This window comes from Bradyrhizobium sp. GW821-FHT13H06 (assembly GCF_058803975.1).
The window spans coordinates 438,317-455,767 of the sequence record NZ_JBXAPN010000002.1; the positions used below are offsets into that span (position 1 = coordinate 438,317).

General features: G+C 64.2%; 15 protein-coding genes. 9 read left to right on the forward strand and 6 right to left on the reverse strand.

Annotated features, from left to right (window positions below; genetic code table 11):
* Nucleotides 1-82: 82 nt before the first annotated feature.
* Nucleotides 83-1,435 carry an oxygen-independent coproporphyrinogen III oxidase gene (gene hemN / locus AC1RQP_RS08930; protein WP_492936653.1) on the reverse strand — a complete coding sequence of 451 codons (1,353 nt, stop codon included), beginning with the start codon at nt 1,433-1,435 and terminating at the stop codon, nt 83-85.
* Between the two features lie 167 nt (nt 1,436-1,602).
* Here hemN and AC1RQP_RS08935 point away from each other — a divergent pair, with 167 nt between their 5' ends.
* The 5 genes from AC1RQP_RS08935 to AC1RQP_RS08955 all read left to right on the forward strand — a co-directional run bounded on the left by AC1RQP_RS08935 (nt 1,603) and on the right by AC1RQP_RS08955 (nt 7,126).
* Nucleotides 1,603-1,803 (forward strand): hypothetical protein, encoded by a 201-nt coding sequence (locus AC1RQP_RS08935; protein ID WP_239627041.1) that lies wholly within the window; start codon nt 1,603-1,605, stop codon nt 1,801-1,803.
* 392 nt (nt 1,804-2,195) lie between these two features.
* The gene (gene nirK, locus AC1RQP_RS08940) at nt 2,196-3,293 is read left to right on the forward strand and encodes a copper-containing nitrite reductase (RefSeq protein WP_239627042.1); all 1,098 of its coding nucleotides are present in this window, start codon (nt 2,196-2,198) and stop codon (nt 3,291-3,293) included.
* Between the two features lie 57 nt (nt 3,294-3,350).
* Entirely contained in the window at nt 3,351-4,307 is a 957-nt protein-coding gene (locus AC1RQP_RS08945) for an SUMF1/EgtB/PvdO family nonheme iron enzyme (protein WP_492936654.1), read from the forward strand.
* A 91-nt stretch (nt 4,308-4,398) separates the two neighbouring features.
* Nucleotides 4,399-5,424 (forward strand): Fe(3+) ABC transporter substrate-binding protein, encoded by a 1,026-nt coding sequence (locus AC1RQP_RS08950; RefSeq protein ID WP_239627045.1) that lies wholly within the window; start codon nt 4,399-4,401, stop codon nt 5,422-5,424.
* Between the two features lie 55 nt (nt 5,425-5,479).
* Complete coding sequence (locus AC1RQP_RS08955; RefSeq protein WP_492936655.1) at nt 5,480-7,126, forward strand: ABC transporter permease; 1,647 nt, start codon at nt 5,480-5,482, stop codon at nt 7,124-7,126.
* A gap of 131 nt (nt 7,127-7,257) precedes the next feature.
* Here AC1RQP_RS08955 and AC1RQP_RS08960 read toward each other — a convergent pair whose 3' ends face one another.
* Together AC1RQP_RS08960 and AC1RQP_RS08965 are read right to left on the reverse strand one after the other, a co-directional pair.
* Nucleotides 7,258-7,908, reverse strand: coding sequence for a CoA transferase subunit B (locus AC1RQP_RS08960; RefSeq protein ID WP_239627049.1), 651 nt, complete (start codon nt 7,906-7,908; stop codon nt 7,258-7,260).
* Between the two features lie 68 nt (nt 7,909-7,976).
* Nucleotides 7,977-8,684: a CoA transferase subunit A gene (locus AC1RQP_RS08965; RefSeq protein ID WP_028178645.1), complete on the reverse strand. Its 708-nt coding sequence runs from the start codon at nt 8,682-8,684 to the stop codon at nt 7,977-7,979.
* A gap of 272 nt (nt 8,685-8,956) precedes the next feature.
* On the opposite strand from AC1RQP_RS08965, the gene AC1RQP_RS08970 reads away from it, so the two are divergent.
* The 4 genes from AC1RQP_RS08970 to AC1RQP_RS08985 all read left to right on the forward strand — a co-directional run bounded on the left by AC1RQP_RS08970 (nt 8,957) and on the right by AC1RQP_RS08985 (nt 14,367).
* Nucleotides 8,957-10,885 (forward strand): AsmA family protein, encoded by a 1,929-nt coding sequence (locus AC1RQP_RS08970; protein WP_492937123.1) that lies wholly within the window; start codon nt 8,957-8,959, stop codon nt 10,883-10,885.
* 202 nt (nt 10,886-11,087) lie between these two features.
* Nucleotides 11,088-12,473, forward strand: a complete 1,386-nt coding sequence (locus tag AC1RQP_RS08975; protein ID WP_492936656.1) for an ABC transporter substrate-binding protein — start codon at nt 11,088-11,090, stop codon at nt 12,471-12,473.
* Between the two features lie 173 nt (nt 12,474-12,646).
* Nucleotides 12,647-13,519, forward strand: a complete 873-nt coding sequence (locus AC1RQP_RS08980; RefSeq protein WP_247800923.1) for a carbohydrate ABC transporter permease — start codon at nt 12,647-12,649, stop codon at nt 13,517-13,519.
* Entirely contained in the window at nt 13,516-14,367 is an 852-nt protein-coding gene (locus tag AC1RQP_RS08985) for a carbohydrate ABC transporter permease (RefSeq protein ID WP_028178649.1), read from the forward strand. The genes AC1RQP_RS08980 and AC1RQP_RS08985 overlap by 4 nt, the downstream gene beginning before the upstream one ends.
* Nucleotides 14,368-14,499: 132 nt before the next feature.
* Here AC1RQP_RS08985 and AC1RQP_RS08990 read toward each other — a convergent pair whose 3' ends face one another.
* Genes AC1RQP_RS08990 through AC1RQP_RS09000 form a run of 3 tightly spaced genes read right to left on the reverse strand, consistent with a single transcriptional unit; the run spans nt 14,500 to nt 17,400 of the window.
* Nucleotides 14,500-15,312 (reverse strand): ABC transporter permease, encoded by an 813-nt coding sequence (locus tag AC1RQP_RS08990; RefSeq protein WP_492936657.1) that lies wholly within the window; start codon nt 15,310-15,312, stop codon nt 14,500-14,502.
* Between the two features lie 4 nt (nt 15,313-15,316).
* A complete protein-coding gene (locus AC1RQP_RS08995; protein WP_492936658.1) occupies nt 15,317-16,231 on the reverse strand; it encodes an ABC transporter permease in 915 nt (304 codons plus the stop codon).
* Nucleotides 16,228-17,400, reverse strand: a complete 1,173-nt coding sequence (locus tag AC1RQP_RS09000) for an ABC transporter ATP-binding protein (RefSeq protein WP_492936659.1) — start codon at nt 17,398-17,400, stop codon at nt 16,228-16,230. The genes AC1RQP_RS08995 and AC1RQP_RS09000 overlap by 4 nt, the downstream gene beginning before the upstream one ends.
* Between the last annotated feature and the right edge of the window lie 51 nt (nt 17,401-17,451).

Sequence of the window (17,451 nt, forward strand, 5' to 3'; positions counted from 1 at the left end):
GGAGCTAGCGGAAGCCTCTTTGTTGAAGCGCAAGCTGTTGCCAGTTCCGCCGCCATCATCCCGGGGCTCGCGGTTCGCGCAACTAAACCGCCCGGCTGTGCAGTTGCTTGCCGGGATCCAGATGCGCATCGAATGCGGCGGCGACGCTGCGGACCAGGAAGCGCGAATCCTTGGCGACTGCGAGTCGGTCGCCGTCCAATCGCACGACGCCGTCGGAGATCAGCGGCTTCAGACGGGCCGCCGATTTCAGCATCGCGCCGGCCTCTGCGCCATGACGGGCGCAGATGTCGCCGAGATCGGCACCGAACTCGCACATGATGCGTTCGATGATGTCGGCGCGCAGCCGGTCGTCGTCGGTGAGCCCATAGCCCTTCGCGGTGGCGAAGCGGCCGGCGGCGATGCTCTGGGCATAGGCGCCGATCTGCACCTCGTTCTGGACATAGCCCTGGGGCAGATGTCCGATCGCGCTCGCGCCGAAGCCGAGCAGGACTTCACTCTTGTCGGTGGTATAGCCTTGAAAATTGCGCCGCAACGTCCGCTGCTCGAGCGCCACGGCCATGGAATCGTCGGGCCGTGCGAAATGATCGAGCCCGATCTGCACGTAACCGGCCTCCTTCAGGGCATTCGCGATCGCGCAGGCCTGGTCGTGGCGCGCAAGGCCGTCGGGCAGCACGGCCTCGTTGATCATGCGCTGGTGCTTCTTGAAATCAGGCACATGAGCATAGCCGAACACCGAGAAGCGGTTGGGCGCGAGCGCGAGGCTGCGCCGCACGGTGTCCAGGCACGAGGCGACAGTCTGGTGCGGCAAGCCGTAGATCAGGTCGAAATTGATTCCCTCGATGCCCGCGCCGCGAAGCATGTTGACCACGGACGAGGTCTGCTCAAAGCTCTGCACGCGGTTGATCGCCCTCTGCACCACGGGATCGAAGCTCTGCACGCCAAGGCTCGCGCGGTTGACGCCGGAGAGCCGCATGGCCTCGACCATGTCGCCGGACAATGTGCGAGGATCGATCTCGACCGCGATCTCGGCCGAAGGCAGCACGAAGAATTTCTGGCGCATCGTCGCCATCAACTCGGCGAAAGCCTCCGGCGCCATGATCGTCGGCGTACCGCCACCGAAATGGATGTGCTCGACCTTGATGCGGCGGCCGATGGTTTCGGCGGTTAGCGCGATCTCGCTGCGCAGCGTCCGCTGATAGCCGGCGACGAGATCGTCGCGGCGGACGATCTGGGTATGGCAGCCGCAGTACCAGCACATCTCCCGGCAGAACGGCACGTGCAGATAAAGCGACGCGCTGGCGCCCGCCGGCAGTTCCGCCAGCCACCGAGCATAGGTATCTGGACCGATCGCGGGCGAAAAGTGCGGTGCGGTCGGATAGCTCGTGTAGCGTGGCAGACGTTCCTCGCCGTAGACCGCCGCAAGATCAGCTCTCATGTCTTATCCATTCGTAAATTTCTGCCGCGCGCAGACATCACGGCAAATCACGGAATGCGTGTTAATTAACCCGGATGCGCGGAAACGACTTTGCGCTCGCGCAAAGCGCGGCGGCCGGTTCCCGGCCATGATTTGAGAAATTCGCGTCGCCATCCGGAGCGCTAGCCATGAGGCTTCTTGCACTCGAACTCATTCTCTCCCTGCTCGACGTCCGCGGCCATATCCCGCGTTTCGACGACTTCCGGCCGGCCCCGGCTACACCAGCCGCCAGCGGCGTGGTGCGCGCCCTGGCCGCAGCAATCGCCGTCTTCGTCGTGCTGTCGCTGGCGATCTGGGGAACGGTCGGGCTTGCCATGTATCTCCCCTAAAGTGCGATTAGGATGAACCGTCATCGCGCTTTGGGTTATTGTTCAAGCATGATCTTTTCGGAAAACCGCCGCGCACTTTTCCGGGTCATGCTTTAGCCGCCTCTTCGCGAAGGCCTTTGCCGGTGCGGTCCTCCCGACATCCCTGCCCGGACACGCCGGTCCCGCCGGGATCGCAATCCACGTACAAGATGCGAACGAGTTGCCGCTGAGCTCCGATGCGGTTGCGGTCACGCCCGCCAATCCGTGTGGCGTCACCGATCCTGCTCCGCTGAGCACCTAAGTACTGTTGCGGAGGTGAATCCGGCGGGAGCTTGTCGCAGCGCAACCACGCTTGCCGCGATCGGCGCACACTGCATTCCGTCATCAAAACCTTTTCATGAAGGATGCTTCCGATGTTCACCCGCAGAGCCGCATTGATCAGCGCCGCCGCAACCGCCCTGATGCTGGCGACCCCGGCTTTCGCCGCCAGCGATCTCAAGCTGCCGCGTCAGAAGGTAGAGCTGGTCGCTCCGCCTTTCGTGCACGCGCACGAGCAGGCCACGACGCAGGGGCCCAAGATCGTCGAGTTCAAGCTGACGGTCCAGGAGAAGAAGGTCGTCATCGACGACAAGGGCACCACCTTCCAGGCGATGACGTTCAACGGCTCGATGCCGGGACCGCTCATGGTCGTGCACGAGGGTGACTATGTCGAGCTGACGCTGGTCAATCCCGCCACCAACACCATGCCGCACAACATCGACTTCCATTCCGCGACCGGCGCGCTCGGCGGCGGCGAACTCACGCTCATCAACCCCGGCGAACAGGTCGTGCTGCGCTGGAAGGCGACCAAGACCGGCGTGTTCGTCTATCACTGCGCACCGGGCGGCCCGATGATCCCCTGGCACGTCGTCTCCGGCATGAACGGTGCCGTGATGGTGCTGCCGCGCGACGGGCTGAACGACGGCAAGGGCCGAGCGCTGAAATACGACAAGGTCTACTATATCGGCGAGCAGGACATGTACGTGCCGCGCGACGAGAAGGGCAACTTCAAGTCCTACGAATCGCCCGGCGAAGCCTTCACCGAGACCGAAGAGGTGATGAACAAGCTGATCCCCACCCATGTCGTCTTCAACGGCAAGGTCGGCGCGCTCACCGGCAAGAACGCGCTCACCGCCAAGGTCGGGGAGAACGTGCTGATCGTGCATTCGCAGGCCAACCGCGACAGCCGTCCGCATCTGATCGGCGGCCATGGCGACTATGTCTGGGAGACCGGCAAGTTCGGCAATGCACCGGAGGTCGGGCTCGAGACCTGGTTCATCCGCGGCGGGTCGGCGGGAGCTGCGCTGTACAAATTCCAGCAGCCCGGCATCTACGCCTATGTCACGCACAATCTGATCGAGGCGGCCAATCTCGGCGCCACCGCGCACTTCAAGGTCGAAGGCAAGTGGAACGACGATCTGATGACCCAGGTGAAGGCCCCTGCCGAAATACCGCCTGCCAGCACCAACTAGACGCGACAAGGGGCCGGTGATTGATCACCGGCCCCTTCTTCCTTCGGGGGGATCATCATGCTGATCGCATTCAAGCTCAAACTGGTGCTCGCCTGCGCGGCCGGGCTTGCGGGGCCGCTGGCCGTTGCGCCTCTGGTTTCCGAGATGGCGACGCATAATGCGGGAGGCGAGCCGGCCATGGTCGAGGTCGTCCCCGGCAGCTTCTCATATCGTGAGGCCGGCGACTTCACCCGCGGCGGGCAGCAGGCGGAAGCGCCGCTGCGCACGATCCGGATCGACCGTCCGCTGCACATCATGCGGAATCAGGTCTCCTCATCCGACTATCAGCTTTGCGTGAAGGATGGCGCCTGCCGTGCGCTCGACCGTGACGTGGCGATCGCCCCCGATCGCCCCGCGGTGCAGGTGAGCTGGCACGACGCCGAAGCCTATGCAGGCTGGCTGTCGCGCAAGACCGGCCGGCACTACCGCCTGCCAAGCGACGAGGAATGGGCATTTGCCGCCGGCTCCAGGTTCAGGGATGATGGTGTGCCGGTCGATGCAAGCGACCCTTCGAAGCGCTGGATCAGCCGCTATGAGCGTGAATCCGAACGCGGCCTCACCGACACCACGGCCTATCCGTTCGGCAAATTCGGCCCGAACGAGCACGGCGTCGAAGATCTCGCCGGCAACGTCTGGGAGTGGACCTCGAGCTGTTTCGTGCGCTCGCGCGTCGACGACGCCGGAAATGCCGGCCGCCCGACCGTGAACTGCGGGGTGCGTATCGCCGAAGGCGCCCACCGCGCCTATGTCACCGATTTCATCCGCGACGCCCGCGCCGGCGGCTGCGCCCAAGGCGTGCCGCCCGCCAATCTCGGCTTCCGCCTGGTGCGCGAGGAGACATCATGGCTGGTCAGCGTGTCGCAGCGCCTGAGCAAGACGCGGCCGGCAAGATCAAAGCGGCGCGCATCATTTTCCAATCAACGCCTCCATCCATTAATTAGAATCGATCTAAAGACAATATTGGAATCCCTCTAAGTCATGGCCCTCGCGACATCGCGTCGCTGACGTTGCCGCATCGCCTGCGCTACTCAATCGGGCGTTCAATCGCGCGCCTGGAGCAGCCCTTATGATCAATCTTCGCGTCCTCGTCGCGTCCGCGGCGGTGTTGAGCCTGACCTCGTCCTTCGCGTCGAAGGCAGCCGCTAACGGCGAGGTCAACGTCTATACCTATCGCGAGACCAAGCTGATCCAACCGCTGTTCGACGCCTTCAGCAAGGATACGGGCATCAAGGTCAATGTCGTCTCCGCAAGCTCCGGTCTGGAGCAGCGCATGAAGGCGGAAGGCGCCAACAGTCCGGCCGACGTGCTGCTGACGGTGGACATCGGCCGCATCGACGAGGCCGTGCAGGCCGGCGTCACCCAGCCGATCAAGTCGGAGGTGGTCGACAAGGTCGTGCCGGCGCAGTATCGCGATCCGGACGGACACTGGGCCGGCATCTCCATGCGCGCGCGCGTGATCTATGCCTCGAAGGATCGCGTCAAGCAGGACAAGATCACCTATGAGGAGCTCGCCGATCCCAAGTGGAAGGGCAAGATCTGCATTCGCTCGGGCCAGCACATCTACAACAACGCCCTGTTCGCGGCCTACACGGCCAAGCACGGCGAGGCCAAGGCCGAGGAATGGCTGCGCGGCGTGAAGGCCAATCTCGCGCAGAAGCCGTCGGGCGGCGATCGCGAAGCCGCCCGTGACGTTGCCGCCGGCAAGTGCGACATCGGCATCGGCAACACCTATTACTGGGCGCTGATGATCAACAACGATCCCGAGAAGAAACCGTGGGCGGAGGCGACCCGCGTCATCCTGCCGACCTTCGAGGGCGGCGGCACCCACGTCAACCTCTCCGGCGTGCTGCTCGCCAAGCACGCGCCCAACAAGGCCAACGGCATCAAGCTGATCGAGTGGCTCGTTAGCGAGCAGGCGCAGCAGATGTATGCCGACCAGAACTACGAATATCCGGTTCGGGACGGTGTCGCCATCAACTCTACCATCGCGGGCTACGGCAAGCTCGGCCCAGATCCGTTGCCGATCGCAAAGATCGCCGCCAACCGCAAGGCTGCGGCCTCGCTGGTGGACAAGGTCGGCTTTGACAACTGATCTCTGGCGGCCCTCGTCACTCAAACTGGCAGAAGCTTCGGGCGCACGGCCTCGTTTGAGAGGCCGTGCCCACGCCGGGCGCGCCGCGACCGCAATCGCGATCGCAACCGCGATCCTGGTCGCGGCGCCAGTGATCTCGATCGTTTCGCTGGCTTTGCAGCCGGCGCCCGATGTGTGGCACGACCTGATCAACTACGTGCTGCCGGCCGCCCTCCTGGACACCGCCCTTCTGCTCGTTGGGGTCGGCGCGCTCACCCTTCTGATCGGCGCCGGCACCGCATGGGTGATATCGCGCCACGATTTTCCCGGCCGGGGCATGCTCCTGTGGCTGATGCCGCTGCCGCTGGCGATTCCGACCTATCTTGCGGCTTACGTCTATGCCGACCTGTTCGAACCGCTCGGCCTGGTGCATCGCACCCTGACGATCTGGCTGCCGCTGCGCGATGCCCTCGGCCATCTGCCCAACCTGCGCTCGCTGCCGGGCGCCATCTTCGTGATCGGGCTCGTGCTCTATCCGTACGTCTATCTGTCGGCGCGCGCGACGTTTCAGGTTCAGTCTGCCGAATTCGCCGAGGCGGCTACGACGCTGGGGGCCGGCCGATGGACCGTTTTCTGGCGGGTTTCACTGCCGATGGCGCGGCCGGCGCTCGCGGTCGGCGTGGCGCTGGTCGCGCTGGAAACGCTCAACGACATCGGCGCCAGCGAATATCTCGGCATCCGCACGCTGACGGTCTCGATCTTCACCACCTGGCTCAACCGCGGCAGCCTTGCCGGGGCGGCGCAACTCGCATGCCTGATGCTTGCGATCGTCGCCGGCCTTATCGCGATGGAACGTTACGGCCGTCGCAACGCCAACGCCGAATTCTCGGCCGAAAGCCCGCATGTGAGGCAGCGAACCCCGCTTTCGGGCGCAAGAGCGTGGATCGCGTTCGCGGTCTGCGTGCTGCCGGTGCTGATCGGCTTCGTCGTGCCGCTGTTCTATCTGGCGCATCAGGCTCTCGGTCGCGGACTGCTTGCAAATTTCGACCCGCTCCTGTGGCGCCACACCTTCCATTCGTTTGCCTATGCAGCGCTCGCGACGCTCATGGCGCTGATGCTTGCACTCGCCACGACGATCGCGCACCGCTTTCGGCCGGATCCTCTGCGATATGTGGCGATGAGCATCGCGCAGACCGGCTACGCGCTGCCGGGTCTCGTGATTGCCCTCGGCCTGCTGACCCCCGTACTGGCGGTCGACAACGCGCTGAGCGCGGTCGCGGCCTGGACGGGACGTTCGCTGCCCGGGCTGATCCTGGTCGGCTCCGGGACGGCCGTCGTCATCGCCTACACGATTCGTTTCCTGGCCGTGCCGGTCGGCATGATCAAGGCCGGGTTCGACAGCATTCCGCGCGACTATGACGAGAGCGCGCGCTCGGTCGGCGCTGGCCAGGCGATCATGTTGAGCCAGATCTATCTGCCGTTGCTCAGGCCGGCGATGCTTGGCGCCGTGATCATCATGTTCGTCGACTGCCTCAAGGAGCTTCCGGCAACGCTGCTCTTGCGGCCCCTCAACGTCGAAACACTGTCGACGTCGATCTACCAGTTCGCAAGCCGCGGCAATTTCGAGGACGGCGCGCTCGCGGCCCTGCTGATCATCGCCGCCAGCATCGGCCCGGTTGTCTGGTTGACCCGGTTCTCCGAGGTGCCGAGCGGCCCCGCTTGAAGGCATGGGCACATCGTCCGAGCACCCGTGGTGCTTCGACCAATCGAGTGTCGTCGCCCGACCTGATCGCTGAACAAAAATCGTAAGGACGCGCAGACCGTATTGTGTTGCGCGCCCCCAGCGTTTCCCGCTTACGTGTTCTTCAGCGCGACGCGGAATTCCGCTTCGGTCTTGGACTTGACCTCGTCGAGCGAGACGCCCTCGGCGAGCTCGATCAGCGCCATGCCGCCGCTGCCATGCTTGTCGATGGTGAAGACGGCCAAATCAGTGACGACCATGTCGACCACGCGCTCGCCGGTCAGCGGCAGATTGCACTTCTTCAAGAGCTTCGGGCCGTCCTTGGCCGAATGCTCCATCACCACGATGACGCGCTTGACGCCGGCGACGAGATCCATCGCACCGCCCATGCCCTTGACCATCTTGCCGGGGATCATCCAGTTGGCGAGATCGCCGTTCTGGGCCACCTGCATGGCGCCGAGGATCGACAGGTCCATGTGGCCGCCGCGGATCATGCCGAAGGAATCTGCGCTCGAGAAATACGAGGTCGAGGGCAGCTCGCTCACGGTCTGCTTGCCGGCGTTGATGAGATCGGCGTCTTCCTCGCCCTCATACGGGAACGGCCCCATGCCGAGCATGCCGTTCTCGCTCTGCAGGCTGACGTCCATGCCGTCCGGGATGTAGTTCGAGACCAGCGTCGGGATGCCGATGCCGAGATTGACGTAATAGCCGTCGCGCAACTCCTTCGCGGCGCGCGCGGCCATCTGTTCACGGGTCCAGGCCATCGTTGTGCTCCTGTCAATTCTTTAGCGGCGCATGATCTGATCGGAAAACCGGTGTCCACTTTTCCGGATCATGCGCTCGGGCGCGGGCGGGTGTTGCGGAATTCGATGCGCTTCTTGGCCGTGCCGACCTCGACGATGCGCTTCACGAAGATGCCGGGCGTGTGAATGTGGTCGGGATTGAGTTCACCGGCCGGAACCAGATGCTCGACCTCGGCCACCGTGATCTTCGCGGCGGTCGCCATCATGGGGTTAAAATTGCGCGCGGTCTTGCGGTAGATGAGGTTGCCGGCGGTGTCGCCCTTCCAGGCGTGCACGATGGCGAGGTCGGCGAACAGGCCGCGCTCCATCAGGTACTTCTCGCCGTCGAATTCCTTCACTTCCTTGCCTTCGGCGATCAGCGTGCCGACGCCGGTCTTGGTGTAGAAGGCCGGGATGCCGGCGCCGCCCGCGCGGATGCGCTCGGCCAGCGTGCCCTGCGGATTGAATTCGAGTTCCAGCTCCCCGGCGAGGAATTGCTGGGCGAACAGCTTGTTCTCGCCGACATAGGACGAGATCATCTTCTTGATCTGACGGGTTTCGAGAAGGCGGCTGAGGCCGATGCCGTCGACGCCGGCATTGTTGGAGACCACCGTCAGGCCCTTGACACCGGACTCCCGGATCGCGTCCGACAGCTCCTCGGCAATGCCGCAGAGGCCGAAGCCACCCGACATGATCATCATGTTGTCTTTTAGAATGCCGTCGAGCGCCGACTTGGCGTCGGGATAGACCTTGTTCATGCAAAAAACCTCGACTGAACCTTCGGCTTGCTGGCCGTCGCGCCTTATTGGCGGCGATTATTAGGCGAAATCGTCCGAAGCCGTCAATGATACGGGGTTCTCCGCTGCGCCGCTGGGTGGTAGAAGCTGCCCACGCCGTGGGCATAACCGTGCAGCGGCCTTGAAAGCGTCAAGAAAACCCATCAAGTTGCGGGGGTTGGGTGTGGGCGCGCAGGCTTCCCGGCCCGCCCTCTGGCTCCAACGACCAACCCGATCAGGACATGCCATTGACCATGGCCCAAGGAATGAAGCGCCTCGGGACGCCGATCGCGGCGCTGCTCGGCATCGCGCTGATCGCCCTGATCGCGACCTCCTGGCTCATCAACCGCGACGCGCTGCGCAAGGCGGTCGAAGCGCAGATCCGCGACGTCACCGGGCTGGAGCTCAATGTCGCAGGCAGCATCGACATTTCGGTGCTGCCGGCGAGCTACATCTCCTTCCACGACGTCGGCCTCAAGGGCGGCGGCACCAGCACGCCAGCGCTCCAGGTCGACGTGCTCACCGCAAATCTGCGGCTGCTGCCGCTGCTGCTGCAGCGGTTCGAGATCGCCGACCTGATGCTGCTGCGGCCGCGCATCCATGTCAGCCTCAAGCCGGACGGCGAGAGCAACTGGACGCCCTTCATCCAGACCATCGCGCGCACCATGAAGCCCGGGGCCGAGAACCAGGTCTCGTTCTCCGAAATCCGGATCCAGGACGGCGTGCTCGACTACGAGGACGCCGCCACGCGTGCCACCGAGAAGCTCGAAGACATCGACCTGTCTCTGGCCTGGCCTTCGATCTCGCGCTCCTTTGCCGCGACCGGACAGTTCGACTGGCGCGGCGAGCGTGTCGACGGCTCGATCAGCTTTTCCGATTTCGTCGCGGCCCTCTCCGGTGACCGGTCCGGCCTGAAGGCGCGCATCGCCAGCGCGCCGCTCAAGCTCGCCTTCGACGGCAGCGTCGCCAATCGCACCAGCCCCATGATGGAAGGCACGCTCACCGTCGACAGCCCGTCCTTGCGCAACGCGCTGCGCTGGACCGGGCAGCCGCAGCCCGGCAGCGGCGGCTTCGGCCGCTTCGCGCTGAAGGCGCGCGCCAACGTCGTCGGCGCCTCGATCGCGCTCACCAATGTCAATGTCGAGCTCGACGGCAACGCCGCCGAGGGCGTCATGACCTACGCCAATAACGGCCGGCAGACGCTGCAGGCAACGCTCGCCGCCGATGCGCTCGACTTCACGCCCTATATCTCGACGTTCCGCCTGCTCGCGAGCGGCGCGCGCGACTGGAACCGGCAGCTGTTCGATCTCAACGGATTGTCGACCACCGACCTCGACATGCGCCTGTCCGCGGCCAAGCTGACGGTCGGGCCGACGAAGCTCGGCCGTACCGCGATCGGCGCCAATTTGCGCAACGGCACGCTGGCGCTCTCGGTCGGCGAGGCGCAGGTCTATGGCGGGATCGCAAAGGGCTCGTTCGGCATCGCCCGGTCCGACACCGTCGCCGACATCAAGGCGCAATTCCAGTTCACCGACGTCGATCTCCAGGCCTGCGCCACCGAACTGTTTGGCCTCAACAAGCTGTCCGGCCGCGGCAACATCAACGTCTCGCTTCTCGCCTCCGGATCGAGCCCGTTCGGCCTCGTGCAGTCACTCGACGGAAGCGCCACCGTGACCGGGCATGACGGCGCGATCGCAGGCTTCAACGCCGAGCAGCTCCTGAAGCGGCTAGAGCGGCGCCCGCTGTCGGGTGGCGGCAATTTCCGCAACGGCTCGACGCCCTACACCAATCTCACCATCGCCGTAAAATTCTCCGACGGCATCGCCACCGCCGAGGACATCCGCGTCGAAGGGCCGGCGGCGAAGATCACGCTCACCGGCACCGCCTCGGTGCCGACGCGCGAATACGACATGAAGGGCGTGGCGAGCCTCAACAGCGCGTCGGGGTTCGAATTGCCGTTCGTGGTGCAGGGCCCCTGGGACGATCCGCTGATCTTCCCCGATCCGGAAAGCCTGATCCGCCGCTCTCCGGCCTCCGCGCCGCTGCTCGACATGCTCAAGGACCGCAAGGGGAACGATGCCGTGCGCTCCGCCATCGAGCGCATCACCGGCAGCGGAAAGCGCCCCGCACCGACGGAATCGCCGACGGCGGAGAACGCCAAAGAGAACGCGAAGTCGAATTGAGAAACGTTTGCCGCTGCCCGGCCATCGCGAATTGATCAGGGCGAATTGATGCGGCGATTGGATCGATGCACGCCTCAAGCATCTCCGCGCGGCCCTGTCTCCACGACCTATGTCTGACAACATGCCGCTAGATCGGACTACCGCCATGCGCTAGTGTTTTATACGACCGGTTAAAAACACCGGCCGTTTGAGGGAGAAAAACGTGAGATCCAAGGTTATTGGCGCAGTATCATTGGCGGTCGCTGCGGTTGGGCTTTTTGCCGCCACTGCACCCGCCTTTGCGCAGCAGAAGACGATCACCGTCTGGTGGGGCAAGGGCTTCTATCGCTCCGAAGACGACGCGCTGATCGAGACGATCAAGAAATTCGAAGCCAAGACCGGCATCAAGGTCGAATTGTCGCAATACGCGATCCAGGACATGATTCCGAAGACGGTCGCGGCGCTCGATGCCGGCACCGTTCCCGATGTCGCCTATTCCGATTCCTATGACGTGCAGGCGCAGGGCAAGTGGGCCTATGAGGGCAAGCTCGAGGACCTCACCGACGTCATGGAGCCGATCAAGGGCCGGTTCGTGCAGAACACACTCGATGCGTCGATCCTCTACAACGACGTCGCCAAGAAGAAGGCCTATTACGGCTTTCCGCTGAAGCAGCAGAGCATGCACGTCCAGATCTGGAACGACATGCTGGAGAAGGCCGGCTTCAAGCAGAGCGACATCCCGAACGACTGGACGGGCTATTGGACGTTCTGGTGCGACAAGGTGCAGCCGGCGATCCGCAAGGCCACTGGCCAGCGCCTCTATGCCGTCGGCCAGCCGATGGGCGTGGAATCCACCGATTCCTTCCAGTCGTTCTACACCTTCATGGACGCCTACCACGTCAAGCTGGTCGACGACGACGGCAAGTTGCTGGTCGACGACCCGAAGGTCCGCGACGGCCTGATCAAGGCGATGAAGGACTATACCGACACCTACATCAAGGGCTGCACCCCGCCCTCCTCGACCACCTGGAAGGATCCCGACAACAACGTCGCGTTCCACAACAAGACCATCGTGATGACCCACAACTTCACGATCTCGATCGCGGCGAAGTGGTTCGAGGACTCGCAGAACCAGGCGCTCACCCAGGAGCAGCGCGACGCCGGCAAGAAGGCCTATGAGCAGGACATCATCACGGCATCCTTCCCGAAGGCGCCGGATGGTTCGACCATCCGCTACCGCTCGGACGTCAAGACCGGGCTGGTGTTCACCGCGGCCAAGAACAAGGCCGAGGCCAAGCAGTTCATCAGCTTCCTGCTCCAGGAAGATAACGTCCGTCCCTACATCGAAGGCGCGCTCGGCCGCTGGTTCCCGGTGACCAAGGAAAGCCAGGAAAGCCCGTTCTGGCAGGCTGACAAGCACCGCAAGGCCGTCTACGCGCAGTTCAAGGGCGGCACCGCCGCGTTCGATTTCACCAAGAACTGGAAGTTCACGATCCTCAACAACGAGAACGTGTGGGCGAAGGCGATGAACCGCGTCGTCAGCGAGAAGGTTCCGGTCGACAAGGCCGTCGACGAGCTGATCGCCCGCATCAAGCAGGTCGCGGGCTAAGGTCCATCCCCTCCCTCTCCCCGTTCTTACGGGGAGAGGGTTGGGGTGAGGGGCTCTATCCGCTAGTTGCGCGCGTAGTGAGTCCTGTACCCCCTCACCCGGATCGCCCGAAGGCGATCCGACCTCTCCCCGCAAGCGGGGAGAGGCTTTAGATTTGAGAAGAGTTCGAAAGAATGGCGATCACGCTCTCTGGCGATCAGGCAATCCCCGGCCCGCCCTTGTCGTCGCGGCTGACCCCGGCGCAGGTCTGGGGCATCATCCTGCTCGCGCCCTATCTGCTCGTTTTCCTTGCCTTCGTCGTCTATCCCGTCTGCTACGGGCTGTGGCTGGCGCGGGCCCCGTCGAATTATGTGGCGCTCTACAATGATCCGATCTTTGCGCGCGCCGCGGTCAACACGCTGATCTTCCTGGTCATCGGCATCAACATCAAGATGCTGATCGCGCTGTTCCTGTCCGGCTTCTTCGCCCAGCAGCGCACCTGGATCAAATGGCTCTCGGTGATCTTCATCCTGCCCTGGGCGGTGCCGTCGATCCCGACCATCCTGTCGGTGCGCTTCATGCTCAATCCCGAATGGGGCATGATCAACCACTACATCTTCGCCTTGACCGGCGATGACGGCCCGAACTGGCTGAACGATCCGACCGTGGCGCTGACCATGGCGATCGCCGTGCACATCTGGAAGTCGCTGCCGTTCTGGACGCTGATCCTGATCACCGGCCGCCTCGCGATATCGCACGACCTGTTCGAGGCCGCCGAGGTCGACGGCGCGAGCTGGTGGCAGAAATTCCGCTACATCACCTGGCCATCGATGCAGACGCTCTACGTCACCTGCACGCTGCTCTCGATGATCTGGACGCTCGGCGATTTCAACAGCGTCTACCTGCTCACCGGCGGCGGCCCGGCCGACCTCACGCACGTGCTGGCGACGCTCGGCATCCGCTATCTCCGGCTCGACCAGCTCTCGCTGGCCATGGCATCGATCGTCTGCGCGATGCCGTTCGTCCTGCCGCTCGTGTACTTCATGATGAAACGGTTGTCGCGATGAAGCTCCCCTCCTTGCGCGAAGTCGGAACCGAAGCGCGGCTGCTGCTGATCGGCATCCCCGTCTTCCTGTGGACGATGATCCCGATCTATCACATGTTCCTGTTCGCGATCTCCCCGAAGGAGGACGCGTTCTCGGGCAAGCTGTGGCCGGATCACCCGACGCTGCACAATTTCGAGATCGTGTTCAAGCAGCAGCATTACTTCCTGCGCGACTTCTACATCCAGTTCTGGAACTCGACCGTGATCGCGGTCTCCGTCGGCGTGCTGACATTGTTCATCGCGACCGCGGCGGCGTTCTCGATCTCGCGGCTGAAGGTGCCGGGCGGGCGCACGGTGTTGAACCTCGCGCTCTTCACTTATTTCATCCCCGCGGCGTTCCTCGCCGTGCCGATGTACCGCACCATGGGCAATTACGGCCTGCTCAACAATCACTGGTCGCTGATCCTGGCCATGGTGACGATCGCGAGCCCCTACGCGATCTGGGTGCTCAAGCAGGCCTCCGACAAGCTGCCGGTCGAGCTGGACGAGGCCGCCGTGATGGACGGCGCGACCACGCTGCAGATCTTCCGCCTGGTCTATTTGCCGCTGATGATGCCCTCGCTGGTCGCGATCGGCACCTATGCCGTGCTGCTCGCCTGGAACGAGTATCTCTACGCGTTCCTGCTGCTCTCGAACGACCGCGAGATCACCCTCCCCGTCGCGCTCGGCAACTTCCTTGCCGCCGACGATTCGCCGTGGGAGCTGCTGATGACGACCGGCTTCATCTACGCGCTGCCGCCGGCCGCGGTCTATTACGCCTTCCGCCGCTACATGGTGGGCGGGCTCACGGCGGGTGCGGTGAAGTCGTAGGGCTCCTGCGTCATTGCGAGCGCAGCGAAGCAATCCAGGATCTTTCCGCGGAGAGACTCTGGATTGGTTCGTCGCTCCAGCGCAAAATTGCTTCGCAATTTTGTCGCGGGCTCCTCGCAATGACAGCGGGGCTCACAACGGCGCCGCGCTCTCGCCTTGCGAGCTCGACAGTTTCGAGGCGAGCGAAGCGATCACGATGACCACCGCGATCACGGCGATCACCAGCGTGCAGATCGCGTTGATCTCCGGCTTCACGCCGAGCCGCACCTCCGAATAGATCCTGATCGGCAGCGTCGCCGAGCCGGGGCCGGTGGTGAAGCTCGCGATCACGAGATCGTCGAGCGAGAGCGTGAACGCCAGCATCCAGCCCGCGACGATCGCGGGCGCGATCAGCGGCAGCGTCACCGAGAGAAAGGCACGCACCGGGTCGCAACCGAGGTCCATCGCCGCTTCCTCCAGCGAACGATCGAGCGAGCCGAGGCGGGACTGCACGACGACGGCGACGAAGCACATCGTCAGTGTGGTATGGGCGATCGTCACCGTCCAGAAGCCGCGCTCGGCGTTCAGCGCGACGAACAGCAGCAACAGCGACAATCCGGTGATCACCTCCGGCATCACCAGCGGCGCATAGAGCATGCCGGAGAACAGTGTCCGCCCTTGAAAGCGCTCGCCGCGCGACAGCGCCACCGCGGCGAGCGTCCCGAGCAGCGTCGCGATCGTCGCGGAGGCAACCGCGACCCGCAGGCTCATCCAGGCCGCCTCGATCATGGCGCGATCATTGAAGAACTCGTGGTACCAGCGCAGCGACCAGCCGCCCCACACCGTCACCAGCCGCGAGCCGTTGAAGGAATAGATGACGAGGATCAGGATCGGCAAATAGAGGAATGCCAGCCCCAGCGCCAGCGAGGCGATGTTGAAGCGGGACAGGCGAGAGATGTTGCGCATCGCCTCACCGCCCGTGTTCGAGCTGCCGCTTCTGCAGCCGTTCGTACAGCAGCAGCGGCACCAGCAGCACCATCAGCAGCACAATGGCGGCCGCGGACGCAACCGGCCAGTCCTTGTTGGTGAAGAATTCGAGCCACAGGGTCTGGCCGATCATCAGCGCATTGGAGCCGGCCAGGAGATCCGGGATGACAAATTCCCCGACGATCGGGATGAAGCACAGCAGCACGCCGGCGCCGACGCCGGGCAGCGACAACGGGAAGATGACCAGCCAGAACACCTGCCAGGGCGGCGCGCCGAGATCGGCGGCCGCCTCCTCCAGCGCCGGCTCCATCTTGGCGAGCGTGGCGTAGAGCGGCAGGATCATGAACGGCAAATAGGAATAGACGATGCCGATATACATCGCGGTGTCGGTGGAGAGCCACACCACGGGCTGGCTGACCAGATGCAGCGCCAGTAGGATCTGGTTGAGCAGGCCGTCATGCTGGAGGATGTTGATCCAGGCATAGATGCGGATCAGGAACGAGGTCCAGAACGGCACGATCACCAGCACCATGGCCACCGCCTGCCAGCGCTTCGGCAGCCGCGCCATGCCATAGGCGATGGGATAGCCGATCAGAAGCAGCAGCGCAGTCGCGGTCACGGCGACGGTGAGGCTGCGCATATAGGCAAACACATAGATGTCGTCGGAGACGAGCAGCTTGAAATTATCGACCGAGAGGGCGGCAAAGGCGCCCCTGAGCGCGTCCCATCCCGCCGTCAGGTCGAAGACCGGCGCGTAGGGCGGCTGTGCGATCGCCGTCTGCGACAGGCTGATCTTCAGCACGAAGGCGAACGGCACCAGGAAGAACAGCACCATCCAGACATAGGGTGCGATCGCGGCAAAGCGCGCCGGTCGCGCGAAGATGCGGCGGGAGCTCATGACGGCAGCACCACGCAATCGTCGGGCGTGAACCAGGCGACGACGTGCTGGTTCAGGCTGTAGGCATCGACGTCGATGCGTGCGCTGTTGACGACCGAAGCCTGCACCATCCCGCCGGTGTCGAGCTTCACCTTGTAGGTCGTGGTGCCGCCGAGATAGCAGATGTCCGCAATCACGCCGTCCAGCCGGTTGATCGCCGTTTCATGACCGGCCTCTCTCACCGGACCGCGGCGCGACAGCTTGACCTTCTCGGGGCGAATCGCGACCGCCAATCTTCCCGCGCCGACCGGCTCGCGCGGCTCGGCCACCACCAGCGCACCCGCATCACGCGTGCCGATGACCAACCGGTGACCATCGCGCAATTTGGACTCGCCGTCGAACAGATTGATGTCGCCGACGAACTCCGCGATCCAGCGCGAGCGCGGCGCCTCGTAGAGTTCGCGGGGGCTCGCGACCTGGGCGAGCTTGCCGGCCTTCATCACGCCGATCCGGCTCGCCATCGTCATCGCCTCCTCCTGATCGTGGGTGACGACGATGAAGGTCATGCCGAGCCGCCGCTGCAGCTCCATCAGCTCGCCTTGCGTGCTCTCGCGCAGCCTCTTGTCGAGCGCGGCGAGCGGCTCGTCGAGCAGCAGCAATTGCGGCCGGCGCGCCAGGGCACGGGCGAGCGCCACGCGCTGGCGCTGGCCGCCGGAGAGCTGGTCAGGCTTGCGTTTCTCCAGCCCCTCGAGCTTCGCCAGCGCGACCATTTCCGCAACGCGGGTGGCGATGTCGGCGCGGGGCATGCCGGCGCGCTTCAGGCCGAAGGCGATGTTGTCGCGCACGGACAGATGCGGGAACAGCGCGTAGTTCTGGAACATCATGTTGATCGGGCGCTCATGCGGCAACGCCTGCGCGATGTCCTTGCCGCCGAGCAGGATGCGCCCCTCGTCCGGCGCCTCGAAGCCCGCAAGCATGCGCAAGAGCGTGGTCTTGCCGCAGCCGCTGGGACCGAGCAGCGCGAAGAACTCGCCGGCCTTGATGTCGAGTGAGACGCCATCCACGGCGCGGAACGTCCCGAACGTCTTGGCGACGCCCTCGATCCGCAGCAGCGGCTCCCCTGCCGCCGGATACGGATCTCCACCGGCCGCATTGGCCGCGGTGTCTGTTCTGGGCAACTCGTCCGTCATGGTCCCCGCCAACCCCGATTCCGCCGCACGCTAGCGGCCGATCGTCCCCAG